At 75.2% G+C, this 14642-nt stretch carries 12 protein-coding genes; 7 read left to right on the top strand and 5 right to left on the bottom strand.

Features of this window, described 5'->3' with window-relative positions:
- Positions 1-81 precede the first annotated feature (81 nt).
- Together ACFY00_RS27595 and ACFY00_RS27590 are read left to right on the top strand one after the other, a co-directional pair.
- Positions 82-1731, top strand: coding sequence for a protein kinase (locus ACFY00_RS27595; protein ID WP_388034233.1), 1650 nt, complete (start codon positions 82-84; stop codon positions 1729-1731).
- A 13-nt stretch (positions 1732-1744) separates the two neighbouring features.
- Complete coding sequence (locus tag ACFY00_RS27590) at positions 1745-2437, top strand: hypothetical protein (RefSeq protein WP_388034232.1); 693 nt, start codon at positions 1745-1747, stop codon at positions 2435-2437.
- Between the two features lie 90 nt (positions 2438-2527).
- Here the strand turns inward: ACFY00_RS27590 and ACFY00_RS27585 are convergent, their stop codons facing one another.
- Positions 2528-2806, bottom strand: a complete 279-nt coding sequence (locus ACFY00_RS27585) for a hypothetical protein (protein WP_388034231.1) — start codon at positions 2804-2806, stop codon at positions 2528-2530.
- 145 nt (positions 2807-2951) lie between these two features.
- Here ACFY00_RS27585 and ACFY00_RS27580 point away from each other — a divergent pair, with 145 nt between their 5' ends.
- The 4 genes from ACFY00_RS27580 to ACFY00_RS27565 all read left to right on the top strand — a co-directional run bounded on the left by ACFY00_RS27580 (position 2952) and on the right by ACFY00_RS27565 (position 8834).
- On the top strand, positions 2952-5333 hold the full coding sequence (locus tag ACFY00_RS27580; RefSeq protein WP_388034230.1) for an FHA domain-containing protein: 2382 nt from the start codon (positions 2952-2954) through the stop codon (positions 5331-5333).
- A gap of 3 nt (positions 5334-5336) precedes the next feature.
- The gene (locus ACFY00_RS27575; RefSeq protein WP_388034229.1) at positions 5337-5834 is read left to right on the top strand and encodes a hypothetical protein; all 498 of its coding nucleotides are present in this window, start codon (positions 5337-5339) and stop codon (positions 5832-5834) included.
- A gap of 6 nt (positions 5835-5840) precedes the next feature.
- Positions 5841-6839 (top strand): serine/threonine-protein kinase, encoded by a 999-nt coding sequence (locus tag ACFY00_RS27570; protein WP_388034228.1) that lies wholly within the window; start codon positions 5841-5843, stop codon positions 6837-6839.
- 132 nt (positions 6840-6971) lie between these two features.
- Complete coding sequence (locus ACFY00_RS27565; RefSeq protein WP_388034227.1) at positions 6972-8834, top strand: M1 family aminopeptidase; 1863 nt, start codon at positions 6972-6974, stop codon at positions 8832-8834.
- A gap of 6 nt (positions 8835-8840) precedes the next feature.
- On the opposite strand, the gene ACFY00_RS27560 is transcribed toward ACFY00_RS27565, so the two are convergent.
- A complete protein-coding gene (locus ACFY00_RS27560; protein WP_388034226.1) occupies positions 8841-10208 on the bottom strand; it encodes a streptophobe family protein in 1368 nt (455 codons plus the stop codon).
- 842 nt (positions 10209-11050) lie between these two features.
- Between ACFY00_RS27560 and ACFY00_RS27555 the strand changes: the two genes are divergently transcribed.
- The gene (locus tag ACFY00_RS27555; RefSeq protein ID WP_388034225.1) at positions 11051-12094 is read left to right on the top strand and encodes a DUF6777 domain-containing protein; all 1044 of its coding nucleotides are present in this window, start codon (positions 11051-11053) and stop codon (positions 12092-12094) included.
- A 137-nt stretch (positions 12095-12231) separates the two neighbouring features.
- On the opposite strand, the gene ACFY00_RS27550 is transcribed toward ACFY00_RS27555, so the two are convergent.
- The 3 genes from ACFY00_RS27550 to ACFY00_RS27540 all read right to left on the bottom strand — a co-directional run bounded on the left by ACFY00_RS27550 (position 12232) and on the right by ACFY00_RS27540 (position 14585).
- Positions 12232-13554, bottom strand: a complete 1323-nt coding sequence (locus tag ACFY00_RS27550; RefSeq protein ID WP_388034224.1) for an NUDIX hydrolase — start codon at positions 13552-13554, stop codon at positions 12232-12234.
- Positions 13555-14079: 525 nt separating this feature from the next.
- Positions 14080-14355, bottom strand: a complete 276-nt coding sequence (locus tag ACFY00_RS27545) for a hypothetical protein (RefSeq protein ID WP_388034223.1) — start codon at positions 14353-14355, stop codon at positions 14080-14082.
- A complete protein-coding gene (locus ACFY00_RS27540; RefSeq protein WP_388034222.1) occupies positions 14352-14585 on the bottom strand; it encodes a hypothetical protein in 234 nt (77 codons plus the stop codon). Before ACFY00_RS27540 ends, ACFY00_RS27545 begins: the two co-directional genes overlap by 4 nt.
- Between the last annotated feature and the right edge of the window lie 57 nt (positions 14586-14642).

Below are 14642 nucleotides of genomic sequence, written 5' to 3'. Positions count from 1 at the left end.
CGGTGGCCGCGCACCCGCGCCGGCCCGCAGGCGACGAACGGGGCGCCCCCGCACAGCACGGGGACGCCGGGGGTGGACAAGGTGACGGACGCTCAGCACCCGGACGGCAGACCGGCGGACCCGCCCCCGCGGGACGCGCCCGGACGGACCCCCGTCCACTGGGAACTCCCCGACTACGCGCACGGACGCGAACTCGGCGCCGGTGCCTCCGGCCGCGTCGTCCTCGCCCGCCACCGGGCCACCGGCACCCCCGTCGCGATCAAGTACCTGCTCGGCGACCACCCCGACCAGGCCGCCTTCCGGGTCGAGGCCGAACTGCTCGCCACCCTCGACAGTCCGCACGTCACCCGCCTGCACGAGTACGTCGAAGGCCCGCACGGCGCCGCCATCGTGATGGAGCTCGTCGAGGGCGTCTCGCTGCGCGACCTGCTGCGCGCCGAGGGCAGCACCGGGCCGGAGGCCGCCCTGGTCGTCCTCAAGGGCTCGCTGCTCGGTCTGGCCGCCGCGCACCGGGCCGGTGTCGTGCACCGCGACTACAAGCCCGGGAACGTGCTGGTCACCGCCGACGGGCAGTCCAAGCTCGTCGACTTCGGCATCGCCGTCCGCGACGGCGCCGGCGGCACCGTCGCGGGCACGCCCGCCTACATGGCCCCCGAGCAGTGGGCCGGACGCCCCGCCTCCCCGGCCACCGACGTGTACGCCGCCACCGCGACCTTCTTCGAGTGCCTCACCGGCGCCAAGCCGTACGCCGGAACCACCCTGATGGAACTCGCGGTCCAGCACACCGAGGCCGAGATCCCCGACACCCTGGCGCCCGAAGCCCTCCGCCCGCTCATCCGGGCCGGGCTGGCCAAGACCCCCGAACAGCGGCCCCCGGGCGCGGAAGCCCTGGTCGACGAACTGGAGGCCGCCGCGGGTGCCGCCTACGGCGCCGACTGGGAGGAACGCGGACGCAGACGGCTGGCCGCGCTCGTCGCCCTGCTGCCCCTGCTGCTGCCCACCCCGACCGCCGACGGCGCGCTGCCCGGCGCGACCTCGTACGCGACGACGGTGCTCGCCGCCCCGCGGGTCCCGTTCCGGGGACGGCTGATCGCCACCGTCGGCGCGATCGTCCTCGTCCTCGGCGCGCTCGCCACGGTCGCCTCGGCCGGGGAGGACGGCACCACCACCGCCGACCCGCGACCGGCCGCCGCCCCGCCCGCCACCACCACCGTCCAGCCCACCACGGCGGCCCCCGCCCCCGCGCCCACCCCGACCCCCGCCGACAGCCCGAGCCCCTCGCCCACCGAGGAGAGCAGCCCGAGCGCGGCACCGAGCACGAGCCCGAGCCCGACGGCGAAGCCCAGCGCCAGCGCCAAGCCCAGCCCCGGCACCAGCGCGTCCGCCACCCCGTCACCGACACCCAGCCCGACGCTGAGCACCGCGACGCCGGTCACCGTGACGCTGGGCGCCATCAGCGGGGTCGTCAACGGTACGCAGTTGACGGTCGACATTCCGGTGACGGTGCAGCCTGCCGGGAGCAGCCGGGCCACGCTGACACTGGTCTGGATCGACGGAAAGGCAGAGACCGGGCCCGAGCCCGTGGACATCCCCGCGAACGCGAGGACTGTGCGGGTGGCCCACCTCTTCCCCTGCTACCGGGGCACCAAGTACGTGGCGGTGAAGGTGACCACCGTCAGTGGGAGCACAGGCGCCTCGCCCTCGTACCTCATGATCTGCCCGCCGAGTTAGGAAGAAACCGACGATGACCGAGTTTCCCCCCGACCCCGGCCTCCGGCTCGGACCGGTCCGACGGCCCGCCGCCCCGCAGGACGACCGGCGCACCGTCCGGCTCCGCCCGGCGGCCCCGTTGCCGGACGCGGCCGAGACGGTGCGGCTGGACGGCCTGGCCGAGACCGTGCGGCTGGACGGTCCGGCGGAGACGGTGCGGCTCGAAGCGGCGGCGCCCGGGCCGGAGGGCGGGTTGCGGCGGTTCGGGCCAGGGGTGCCGCCCGGGGCGGCCGCGGTGTGGCGGGGGGAGGCGGTGGCGCGGGCGCCGCGGCGGCGGTGGGACAGGTGGCTGCTGGTGCCGCTGGTGCTGCTGCTCGCGCTGCTCGGGTACCTGCTGTGGGACCGCTACGGGCGGCCCGTCGAGGTGGTGGGCGTGACGGCGCGGACCGCGGTCGACGGGCCCGGGTGCGAGGGCACCGCGGTGGTCACCGGGACGCTGGAGACCGACGGCGGCGAGGGCGAGGTGCGCTACCGCTGGGTGCGCAGCGACGGGACCGACTCCGGGCCGCTCGTGCAGCACGTGGGGGCCGGGCACCGGCGCACCGAGGTGCGGCTGGAGTGGACCTTCCGGGGGCACGGCGGGTACGCCGCCACCGCCCGGCTGGAGGTGCTGGAGCCCGCGGGCGGGCCGGGTGCCGAGGCGGCGTTCGTCTACTCCTGCCCGTGAGGCACTCCTGCCCGTGAGGGCCCGGGGACGCGCGAAACCCGGGCCGCGGCCGACGACGGGTCGGTGGCGGTCCGGGTCGGGCCGTCCGGGTCAGGCCTGCGGGGCGGTCGCACCCCCGCCCGTCTTCACGGCCTCGACCATGTGCTGGTGCACCTCGCGGGCCGCCGCCTCGTCCGCGGCGGCCACCGGGCTGCCCTCCACGGTGAACCAGTCGAGCGCGCCGCTGTACTGCACGGTCAGCCGCGCCTCGCCCTCGATCCACATGGTGTGCACCGTCAGGTCCCCGGTGATGACGCCGATCTCCACGGTCCTCACGCCACCGTGGCCGGACAGAATGCCCTGAGTGGTCCAGGTTGCCCAGGTGTTCACAAGCCCGCTCCCATCCGCCGCCCAACGGGCCGCTCGGTCCCGACCCCACAGGTACCCGCTCCGTGGCGACCGCTTCCCACTGTCACCCGAAGGGCCGAAAACCGCCCCCCGGGCGGGCGCTCGCCGCGCGGTCTAGCATCGACGTATGGGAGAGCGAGAGGCTGCGCTCACCGCGCCGAAACTGATCCTGGAAACCGGTGGTGACTCCACGGTCATCACCCCGAGCCGCCGGTACGCCCTCGGACGCGACCCCACCAGCGACATCGTGCTGACCGACCCGCGGGTCTCCTGGCACCACGCCGAACTGCACGTCGGCGACGGCCACTGGATCGTCGACGACACCGGCTCGACCAACGGCACCTACGCCGCCGACGGCCACCGGGTCGTCCACCTGGAGATCGAGCCCGGCACCGTGCTCTGCCTGGGGAGTCCCGCCGACGGCCCGCGCTGCACGTTCAGCGCGGTGCCCGAACCGACCGCCGTGCACCCGCTGCCCGGCCGCCGCCCGTCCGGGCTGACCGCGATCACCGGCTCCTACCGGCCGCCGTCCAGCGTCATGCCGCTGCCCGCCAAGGTGGTGCGGATCGGCCGGGCGTCCGACAACGACCTGGTGGTCGGCGACCTGTCGGTCTCCCGGCACCACGCCGAACTGCGCGCCGCGGCCGACGGCCGGTACGAGATCACCGACCTGGGCAGCCACAACGGCACCTACCTGAACGGCCAGCCGGTGCGACAGGCCCCCGTCGGGCCCGGGGACCTGGTCGGAATCGGCCACTCGGTGTTCTGCCTGGTCGGTGACGAGCTGCAGGAGTTCGTCGACACCGGCGACATCGACCTCGACGTGGAGGGCCTCACCGTCCAGGTCGACGACGGCCGCACCCTGCTCGACCAGGTCACCTTCCCGGTCGGCCAGAAGTGCCTGCTCGCGGTCGCCGGGCCCAGCGGCGCCGGGAAGTCCACCCTGCTCAACGCGCTCACCGGGCTGCGCCCCGCCGACCGCGGCACCGTCCGCTACGACGGCCGCGACCTCTACCGCGACTACGCCGAACTGCGCCGCCGGATCGGCCTCGTCCCGCAGGACGACATCCTGCACACCCAACTGCCCGTCCGGAAGGCCCTCTCGTACGCCGCCGAACTGCGCTTCCCCGAGGACACCGCGCCCGAGGAGCGGGCCGCCCGGGTCGAGGAGGTGATCGACGAGCTCGGCCTCGGCAAGCGCGCCGACCAGGTCATCTCCAGCCTCTCCGGCGGCCAGCGCAAGCGGGTCAGCGTCGCCCTGGAGCTGCTCACCAAGCCGTCCCTGCTCTTCCTCGACGAGCCCACCAGCGGGCTCGACCCCGGCATGGACCGGTCCGTGATGCAGATGCTGCGCGGCCTCGCCGACGACGGGCGGACCGTCATCGTGGTCACCCACAGCGTGCTGAGCCTCGACCTGTGCGACCGGCTGCTGCTGCTGGCGCCCGGCGGGCGGACCGCCTGGTACGGACCGCCCGGCGAGACGCTGGAGCACTTCGGGTTCGCGCACTGGCCGGACGCCTTCGAGGCGTTCGAGAACCAGACCGACCGCGACTGGGCGGGGCAGTTCCGCGCCTCCGCCCCCTACCGCAAGTACGTCAGCGGTCCGGCCGGCGGCCCCGGCGACTGGCCCGGCGCGCTCGCCCCCGCCGAGCACGCCCTGCCCGAGGAGGCGACCCCCGCGCCGCCGCCCCGGCCGCGGAGCTGGCTCGGACAGGTCGGCACGCTGTGCCGCCGGTACGCCAGCGCGCTGGCCGCCGACCGGACCTTCCTCGCCGTGATGATCGCGCTGCCGTTCGTGATGGGCGCGATGGCGCACGCGCTGGCCGGCAGCCGCCTGAACCAGGACACCGCCCTGAACGCGCTGCTGATCCTGTGCGTCGGCGGGGTGCTCACCGGCGCCGCCAACGCGGTGCGCGAACTCGTCAAGGAACGGACGATCTACCAGCGCGAACGCGCCGTCGGCCTGTCCAGATCCGCGTACCTGTGCTCGAAGGTCGTCGTGCTGGGCACCGTCACCGTCGTCCAGTCGGTGGTGCTGACCATGGTCGCGCTGATCGGGGTGAAGCTCAGACCGCAGGGCGGCAGCGGGGTGTTCCTGCCGCCGCTGCTGGAGATCACCCTGGCCGTGGCGCTGCTCTCGCTCAGCGCGATGATGCTCGGCCTGCTGATCTCCGCGCTGGTGAAGAAGGAAGAGGTGACCATGCCGCTGCTGGTGCTGGTCGCCATCGTCCAGGTGGTGTTCTGCGGGGCGCTGCTGCAGCTCGACCACATCCCGGTGCTCAACCAGCTGTCCTGGCTGGTGCCCTCGCGCTGGGCGCTCGGTGCCATGGCCGCCACCATCGACCTGCACACCACCGTGCCCGGCGCGCTCACCGACGACCCGCTGTTCGCGCACCGGCAGGGCGTCTGGCTGCTCGACATGGGCATGCTGATCGTGCTGGCCGTCGCGTACGGACTGGTCGTCGCCCGGCTGCTGCGCCGGCACGAGCCCGCCGTGATGCGGCGGTAGCGCATGGCGACGCCCGACGGGTTCCGGCCCACCCACGTCGTCCCCGCCGACGGCATGCCGACCTGGACCGCCCCCGACCCGGCCGCCGTCGGGGTGCCGCTGGACCCGCTGCTGCCGGTCGCGCTCACCCGGACCAACGGCAACTGGGCCCGGATCGTCTGCTCCAACGGCTGGTCCGCGTGGGTCGACGGGCGGCTGCTGGTCGCCCTCCCGCAGCGGCCCCCGACCACCGGCGCCCCGCTCGCCACCACCGACGACCCGCGCCCGCTGCTCGCCGCGCTGGAACGCTCGCTGGCCACCTACCGGCGGCTGGTCGACGACTGGGCGGCCGGCCGGATCGACCTGGAGACCTTCCACGACGGCACCCGCGACCTGCGGCTGGGCGCGGTGCTGGACGGTACGAACGCCTGGCTGCTCGACCTCGACCGGGGCCGCTGGTACTACTGCGACGCCACCCAGCTGCAGACCTACGCGGCCGCCGACCGCGCCGACCGGGGCTGACCGCCGATGCCCGGGGAGCCGCCCGAGCAGCCGTCGCTGGCCGCCGCCGAGCCGGGCGAGCTGGACGGCCGCACGCTGGCGGGCTACCGGCTGGAGCACGTGCTCGGGCGGGGCGGCATGGCGGTGGTCTACCGCGCCGAGGACCTGCGGCTCGGCCGCACCGTCGCGGTCAAGCTGCTGGCCCCCGAACTGGCCCGCAACGAGACCTTCCGCAAGCGCTTCGTCCGGGAGTCGCACATCGCGGCCTCGCTCGACCACCCCAACATCGTCCCGGTGTACGACGCGGGCGAGGTCGAGGGCGTGCTCTACCTGGCCATGCGGTACGTCCGCGGCCGGGACCTGCGCGCCCTGCTCGACCGGGAGGGGCCGCTGACGGGCGCCCAGACCGTGCGGATCGCCGTCCAGGTGGCCAGCGCGCTGGACGCCGCGCACGCCCGCGAACTGGTGCACCGGGACGTCAAACCGGGCAACGTACTGATCGCCGAGGGCACCGACCCCGACCACCCCGAGCACGCCTACCTGACCGACTTCGGGCTGACCAAGAAGTCGCTCTCGCTGACCGGCCTGACCAGCGTCGGCCAGTTCGTCGGCACGCTCGACTACGTCGCCCCCGAGCAGATCTCCGGCAAGCCGGTGGACGGGCGGTGCGACGTGTACAGCCTGGGCTGCGTGGTGTTCGAGATGCTCACCGGCGGCCCGCCCTACCTGCGCGACGACGACCTGGCGCTGCTCTGGGCGCACCTCAACGACCCGCCGCCGGACGTCCGGGAGCGGCGCGCGGACCTGCCCGCCGGGGTGGGGGCGGTGCTGGGGCGGGCGATGGCGAAGCGGCCCGAGGCGCGGTACGGGAGCTGCCTGGAGTTCGTCGCGGCGCTGCGGGCGGGGGCGGAGGAGGGGAGGGCGGTGCGCGGAACCTTCCGGGAGGGGCCCTTCCGGGAGGACGCCTCCCGGGAGGCGCGGCCGCCGTTGCCGCCGGACTGGGCGCGGCCGGTGTTCGACCCCTGAGCGGTCTGCTGCCTTCTCGGCCGGTTCCCCGGCGTAACGATCAGTGGCATGAACCTTTCAAAGGCGGGGGTTTGCTGGCAGTCTGCCCCTCGGCCAGGGCCCCCACAGACCCTGGCGACCGAGAGGAGCACCATGAGCAACAGACTCCGCGTCCTCGCCACCCGCGCCGTCGCCGTCCTGGGCACCACCGTGCTCGCCGCCGTCGGCGCCGCGACCGCCACCGGACCCGCCTCCGCCGCGCAGGCCGCCACCTGCGCCCCGGCCCAGGTGCTGGTGAACGGCGGCTTCGAGTCCGGCAGTTCGCCCTGGACCTCGTCCAGCGGCGTGATCACCGGCGGCGGCGGCCAGAGCCCCCACGGCGGCACCTCCTACGCCTGGCTGGACGGCTACGGATCCGCGCACACCGACACGCTCGGCCAGACCGTCACCCTCCCGGCGGGCTGCACCAGCGCCACCCTGAGCTTCTGGCTGCACGTCGACACCGCCGAGACCAGCAGCACCACGGCGTACGACAAACTGACCGCGAAGCTCGGCGGCACCACCCTCGCCACCTACTCCAACCTGGACGCCGCCACCGGCTACCTGAAGAAGAGCATCGACGTCTCCGCCTACGCCGGACAGACCGTCAGCCTCTCCTTCACCGGCGTCGAGGACTCCGGGCTGCAGACCAGCTTCGTGCTCGACGACCTCGCGCTCGACGCCTCCGGCGGCACCACCACCCCGCCCCCCACCACCGACGGCACCCGCACCCCCGCGCCCGCCGGGTACACCGTCAGCCTGAGCAGCGACGCGAGCGGCGCCACCTGGACCGGCCACCAGAGCATCGCCTTCGGCAACCCCTCGGCGACCCCGCTGACCGAGGTGTACCTGCGGCTGTGGGACAACGCCCACGGCGCCTGCCCCACCACCCCCGTCACCGTCAGCAACCTCACCGGCGGCACCGCGGGCGCGCTCACCGTCAACTGCACCGCGCTCAAGGTCACCCTGCCCGCGCCGCTGGCCCAGGGCCAGAGCGGCAGCCTCGGCTTCGACCTGACCATCGCCGTCCCCACCGGCGCGGACCGCTTCGGCCGCGACGGGGCGTTCGCCTTCGTCGGCAACGCCCTGCCCGTCCTCGCCGTGCGCGACGCCGCCGGGTGGCACCTCGACCCGTACACCAACAACGGCGAGTCCTTCTACACCCTCGCCTCCGACTACACCGTCACCCTCGACCACCCCACCGCCCTGCTCGTCCCCGCCACCGGCACCTCCGTCGACACCCCCGGCAGCACCGGACGGACCGTCACCAAGGCCACCGCCAGGAACGTCCGCGAGTTCGCCTGGGCCGCCGGGCCGTTCAGCAAGACCTCCGGCACCTCGGCGGCGGGCACCGCGATCAACGTCTACTCGGTCAGCGGCATCGGCTCCGCCGACGCGCAGTCCATGCTGACCACCGCCAAGAGCGCCGTGGACGCGCACGCCGCCCGGTTCGGCGCCTACCCCTACGGCGAACTCGACGCCGTGATCGACAACAACTTCTGGTTCGGCGGCATGGAGTACCCCGGCTTCGTCCTCGACCTGGTCTCCACCACCGCGCTCACCCACGAGATCGGCCACCAGTGGTGGTACGGCATCGTCGGCGACGACGAGTACACCAACCCCTGGCTGGACGAGGCGTTCACCGACTACGCCACCGACCTGGCGCTCGGCAAGACCGGCACCAACTGCTGGAGCAGCACCTCCTGGGCCTCCTCCGCCGAGAGGATCAGCAACTCGATGGCCTACTGGGACGCCAACCCCTCCCGCTACTCGACCGTCGTCTACGGCTACGGCAAGTGCGCCCTGCACGACCTGCGCCGCACCATCGGCGACGGCGCGATGACCACGCTGCTGCACGACTACGCGGCCGCGCACCGGTACGGGATCTCCACCACCGCCGAGTTCAAGGCCGCCGCGCAGGCCGCCACCACCGTCGACCTGGCCCCGTTCTGGGCGCAGCACCGCATCGACGGCTGACCGACGCTAACGGTTCCGGCGCCCCGTCCGGTCCGTCACGGGGCCCGGTCCCGCGGCGGCACCGGGCGGGGTCGGGCCGCGGCGCCGGGAACGGCGGGCGAGCAGCGCGCCCAGCAGGCCGGCCAGCGCACCCCAGCCCGCGGCGATCGGCACGGCCGTCAGCAGGTCCGGCTCCAGCACCGTCCGGCCCCCGCCGCCCAGGCCCAGCAGCGACAGCCCGAACACCGCCGACACCCGCGTCACCAGGCCGACCGCCAGCACCGCCAGCGCCAGCACCACCGCCCACTGCACGGCCGACCGCCACACCGGCAGCACCGGACGCGTCCGGGCCACCGACACCGCACCCGCCGCCAGCACCAGCAGCGCCGCCAGCGGCAGCAGCAGCCACGCCCAGCCGTTCTCCTCCGCCAGCGCGCCCAGGTCCAGCGTCACGTCCTGCCCGGAACGCAGCACCGCCGCCAGCGGGTGCGGGAACGGCAGGCCCAGACTGTTCGTGACGTGGCCGTGCCAGGACGCGCCCAGGCCGACGCCGAACCCCAGCCAGGCCAGGTTCGGCAGACCCAGGAGGACCACCGCCAAGGTCTTCCGCGGCTCGCTCCCCGTCACCGCCGCCACCAGACCGCCCACCAGCGCCAGCACCACGTACCCCAGCAGCAGCACCAGCACCGCGTGCACCGTCGGCCGCAGCGTGCCGTGCCAGCGCACCAGGGCGGTCGGCAGCGGCGCCCGGCGCGAGGCCGCCAACGCCAGCAGCACCACCACCGCCAACCACAGCAGACCGAAACCCACCGCCGGACCCGGATCCACCCGGAACCCCACCACCGGCGCCGCGCCGAACGCCCCGCCCAACTCGTCGAGCAGCGGCTCACCCGTCGACACCGTGAAGGAGTGCCGCGCCGCCACCGACAGCAGCAGCACCGCCACCGCCCAGCAGGCCGCCAGCGCCAGCGCCCGGGCCAGCAGCAACCGCCCGCCCACCACCGCGTGCCGACGCAGCGGCCGCAGGAACAGGTACGCCGCCACCAACGCCCCCACCAGCGTCACCGACAGCGGCATCGCCGAGATCCCGCCCTGCGCGGTCGCCACGAAGGCCGCACCGCCGTCCAACCGGGCCGGTGCGCCCAGCGCCATCAGCAGCGTCGCCGCCAGCACCGGACCGAACCCGCCGCCCGGCAACCCGTCCGCGCCCGCCAGCCACAGGCCGAGCGCGGCCACCACCGCCATCGCCGCGAGTGCCCCCGCCACCGTCACCAGCGCGGAGAGCACGACGGCCACGGGCGCGGACAGCCGGTCGGACGGGGGCGGGGAGGGCGCGGACCGGTTGCCGGGCGGCGGGGGTTGGCGGGGGTTCGCAGGAGTGGCGGCACCGGACACGCGCCTCACCGACCCTTCGAGCGCAGCCCCCGCGTCGGCCCGGAGCGGCCGACCTCTCCAGCTTCCGACAGGGGGCGGCGGACGGCGAGTTGCCGCAGGCGGGGACGGGGACGCCCAGGTCTGGGGCGCCCAGGTCTGGGGCGGCGGGTTCGGAGGGGCGGGCGGACAATGGTGGGTGCGCACGTGGACTCGGGGGAGTCCGACCGGGAGGCAGTCCCGTGACCGAACAGCCGACACCCCGGCAGCCCGAAGAACCGGACAGCGAGAACGACGGTGCCCAGGCCCCGCCGCCGCACCGCCCCACCGAACTGGTGGACGGAACGGCCGGACCGCCGACCGAGGTGGTCGGGCCGGGGGCGGGGGCGACGGTGGCCGGACCCGGCTCCGGACCCAGTTCCGGACCCGGTGAACCGGGGACCGGGGGTTCGCAGGCGCAGCCGACCGAGCTGGTGGAGCGGGCGAGCGGCGGTGCGGACGGGCCCGGGGCGGGAGACGGGGGCGGGGCACCGCAGCCCACGGAGGTGGTGCGGCCGACGGCCGGAGGCAGCGCGGGCGGTCCGCCGCCGGTCGGGGGCGCGTTCGGGGTCGGGGTCGGTGGTGCGGCGGCGTCCTCCCCCGCCGCCCCCGGAGGCGGGAGCGAACCGGTGGGGCCGCCGTCCGGGCCGCTGTCGGCGGGCGGGCTGCGTCCGTCGGCCGGTTCGGGGAGCGCGGGGGGTTCCGGGGCTCCGGCGGGGGCCGCGGGCAGCGGGGCGCCGCCGGGCGGCGGGCGGCCGACGGCCGGGGGCGGGGCGTCGGCCGGTGACGGCGGGGGCGGGGGGAGGCCGTGGTGGCGGAGGGGGCCGGTGCTCGCCGGGGCGGTCCTCGTCGCCGGACTGGGCATCGCCCTGGGCGTGGTCGCCACCGGCGGGTCGGGCGGCGGCAGTGCGCAGGCCGTCGAGATGCAGCCGGTGTCCGCCTCCGGGCAGGAACCCTTCACGGACTCGGTCGCCAACGGCGGCACGCCCTCCTCGGCCTCGCCGAGCGGGGCCACCTCGGCCGGGGCCTCCGCCCCGTCCGCGGGCGCTTCGACGGCCGGTAGCCCGAGCGCGTCCGGCGGCACCGTGAACGGCGGCCAACCCGGCCTGTACGGCGGGACCCGCGAGGTCGCCAGCTGCGACGTGCCCAAACTCTCCGGGTACCTCGCCGCGAACACCGACAAGGCCCACGCCTGGGCCGGGGTCGAGGGCATCGACAGCTCGCAGGTCAACGGCTATCTGAACGGCCTGACGCCCGTGGTGCTGCGCCAGGACACCCGGGTCACCAACCACGGCTACGAGAACGGGCACGCCACCGCCTACCAGGCCGTCCTGCAGTCCGGGACGGCCGTGCTGGTCGACAGCCAGGGCGTGCCGCGGGTGCGCTGCGCCTGCGGCAACCCGCTGACGCCACCGAACGGCACGGGCGGCAGGTACACCGGGACGGCCTGGCCCTCGTTCCACCCGGACGGGGTGGTGACGGTGCAGCCCGCACTGGCGCCGGTGGGCAAGATCGTGCTGGTGGACCAGGCGACGGGCGGTCAGTTCGACCGTCCCGTGGGCGGGACGGGCGGAACCGACGGGTCGGCCTCGCCCAGCGCGTCCGGCTCGGGTGCGTCCGGCAGTTCCTCCGGGACGGGCAAGCCCTCCGGGGGCTCCTCCTCGGCACCCTCCTCCGGAGCGTCGTCGGCCCCCTCGTCCGGTGGCGCGGGCTCGTCAGGCCAGTCCGGCTCACCCGGATCGCCGGGATCGCCCGGATCGCCGGGCGGCGGTGCGGGTTCGGGCTCCGGCTCCGGCGGGGCGTCGGGGCACGGGAGTTCCGCCGGAGCACCCGCGGGTTCGTCGAAGGCGGCGGGCTCGGGCAGTCGATGACGGCCGGCGTCGGCCCGCCGAGCGGCGGGGCGCGGAGCAGGGGCCGGTCACGGCGGGCCCTTCCGTCGGGGCGGGCCCTCCCGTCGGGGCGGGTCTCCGAACGGGACGAGCCGGGTGCACGGCGGGGCCGACCGGTTTCAGCGGACGACGTAGGCGGGCACGCCGGTGCGTGCCGCGTCCAGGACGGCGAGGGTGAGCTGCGCGCGGCGGGGGTCGGTGTGCGTGGCCAGTTCGTCACGGGTCAGGAGGACGACTTCGGTGTGCTCGGCCGGATCGAGGCGGATTCCGGCGACCTGTGCGGGGGTCAACGCGCCGCCGTGGAAGGTGAAGCCGACCTTGGCGGGCCAGCCGCCCCCGGGCTGTTCGAAGACGGTGGCCAGCAGCGGCAGCCGGACTGGGTCGGGAGGCAGGAGGATGCCGGTCTCCTCCGCGCACTCGCGTACTGCGGTGTGCAGCGGGCTCGGGTCGGTGAACTCGACGTCGCCGCCCGCCCACTGGAGGCCCTTGGCCGGGTCGGTGGCGCGCAGCAGTACGGCCCGTCCGTCCTCGGTGGTGAAGAAGACGCTGCCCCACATCGGGGCGGCGGGGATCGTGGGCAGGTAGGCGGGCAGCGGCCGGTGCCCGGGCAGGGCGGGTGGCGGCGCGGTGTGCCGACGGACCAGGTGCGTTTCGTGGGCGGCGATCGGCTCCGGCAGGTCGGCGGGCAGGGCCCAGCGGTGGTCGTCGTGCTCGGGCGACAGCCGCACTTCCTGCGGGTGGTCGAGGTGCGCGGCGACGACGAAGGCACGAGTGCGGGCGCCGCGGGAGTTGGTGTGGTCCTCGAAGCCGAGGTACGCGGTGACGCGGGCGCGCGCGAGGCCGGTCTCCTCGTCCAGCTCGCGCAGAGCGGCCGTGACGAGGTCCTCGCCCGGTTCGGTTCCGCCGCCGGGCAGCTCCCACAGCCCGGCCTGCAGGGTGCCGGGGGCGCGGCGCAGCAGCAGGACGCGGCCGGAGGGGGCGGTGAGCAGAACGCTGGTGGAGGTGCGTTCGACGCCGTCCGCCCGGGCCTGGGCGAGCGGGTCGGGCAGGGGATGGATTTCGGTGGTCACGGAGCACTCCAGGCGGGGGATCGGGCCGGACGGGTCCGGGTGGGCGGAGCCGAGGTCTCGGTGGAGCCGTTCGCGGTCGGGGACGCGGTGAGGTGGGCCTGCCCGCAGTCGGCGATGGCGGTGGGTGGGGTTGGTGGGGGCGGCGGCGATGACCCCGAGGTGCCAGGGCGCGCGGCCCGGGCGGGGCAGGTGGTGGTCGTCCCGGGCGTCCGCTCGGTGTTCCGGGGCGGCGTCGACGACGAAGGCCGCCTGTTCGGCGAGGCGGTCGCGGAACCGCGCGGCGCAGGTCTGCTCCCAGCCGGGCGGCGCGGTGACGCCCGCGGAGTGCAGCATCACCAGGCGCAGCCGCGCGAGTTCCCCGGCGTCCGCCACGAGTGTTCGGCGCGCCGGTTCGGCGACAGGCGGGGTTCGGGTGGTCGGGGTTCGGGCGGGGTGGTGGGGTCGGACGTGTTTGTCGGGGTGGCAGGCAATCGGGACTCCGTTCCCGTGTCGCGGGACGGGACGGGTCGGTTGCGCGGGGCAGGGCGGCAAGTCTCGGCGGTTCAGGGCGTGTTGGGGTTCGATGCTGGGGGATCGGGTGGGTGGCGTTCAAGTGGGTCGCCTCCGGGCGTGCCTGGGTCGAAGGGTGCGTTTTCGAGCACCTGGGCGACGCCGTCCACGCGGGGCCCGACTGCCTGCGAGCGGCCCTCGGACAGGGTGCTGCTGCCCAGCGCGCAGGCGGCGAGAGCCTTATTCGAGGGTGGTTGGGCGGGCAAGGAGGTCGCGTAGGGCGTAGCCGTCGCCGGATTCATTCGTTCGACTGATGGCGGCCCGGGCGAGGTTTCGGGCAGGGGACGTCCTTCCATGGGGCGTCGGGTTCGGTGTCGCGGACGGCGCTCTGCCGGCCGACACGGGCGTTCAGGGGCAGGTACGCGGGCCGGATCCTGGGCGCCAGCGGGAAGCGCTGGACGGTGGGTCCGGTCGGGTACACGGTGGTTGCTCCCAGGTGACGGTGATCGGGCGGCAGGGTGGTGGCGTCGGGACCGTGGCCATGGCGCCCCAGCCGAACATCGGCGCGGCGGTGCCGTTCTCGCGGGCGGTGGTGCTGACGGCCATCCGCAGCAGGGAGTTGGGCAGGGTGAGGGCGAGGAACAGGGCCTGGTACTCGTGGGTGGTTCCGGCGGGGATCGTCACGTCGGTCCAGCTCTGGTGGCGGGGGTGTTGAGGACGCCGGAGAGCAGGGCGGCGTCGGCGTTCTGGTCCTGGTGGACCTGGAGGGTGACGTTGCCGTCCCCGGTGAGGTCGAGGGTGCGGCGGGCGTCGTCCGTGCTGCCGCGCAGCGGCATGAAGACGGCGAGCTGGTCGTCGACGGACACCCGGGCGTCGGTGGTGTGCTCGAAGGCGGCGGCCCGGACCCGGCCCACCCGAAGAAGCCCGGGGTGGAGCGGCGATCGACGGCAAGCGCATCGGCCAGAAGTCCA

This window comes from Kitasatospora sp. NPDC001540, assembly GCF_042894345.1.
Classification (GTDB): domain Bacteria; phylum Actinomycetota; class Actinomycetes; order Streptomycetales; family Streptomycetaceae; genus Kitasatospora; species Kitasatospora phosalacinea_C.
The sequence above is the reverse complement of the archived record's forward strand: the minus strand, read 5'-3'. Positions and strand labels throughout refer to the sequence as shown.

Bases quoted from the DNA above. Each gene is read 5' to 3' on its own strand.
- ACFY00_RS27575 (WP_388034229.1), top strand. From the start codon at position 5,337: ATGGCGACGCCCGACGGGTTCCGGCCCACCCACGTCGTCCCCGCCGAC.
- ACFY00_RS27565 (WP_388034227.1), top strand. From the start codon at position 6,972: ATGAGCAACAGACTCCGCGTCCTCGCCACCCGCGCCGTCGCCGTCCTG.
- ACFY00_RS27590 (WP_388034232.1), top strand. From the start codon at position 1,745: ATGACCGAGTTTCCCCCCGACCCCGGCCTCCGGCTCGGACCGGTCCGA.
- ACFY00_RS27570 (WP_388034228.1), top strand. From the start codon at position 5,841: ATGCCCGGGGAGCCGCCCGAGCAGCCGTCGCTGGCCGCCGCCGAGCCG.
- ACFY00_RS27580 (WP_388034230.1), top strand. From the start codon at position 2,952: ATGGGAGAGCGAGAGGCTGCGCTCACCGCGCCGAAACTGATCCTGGAA.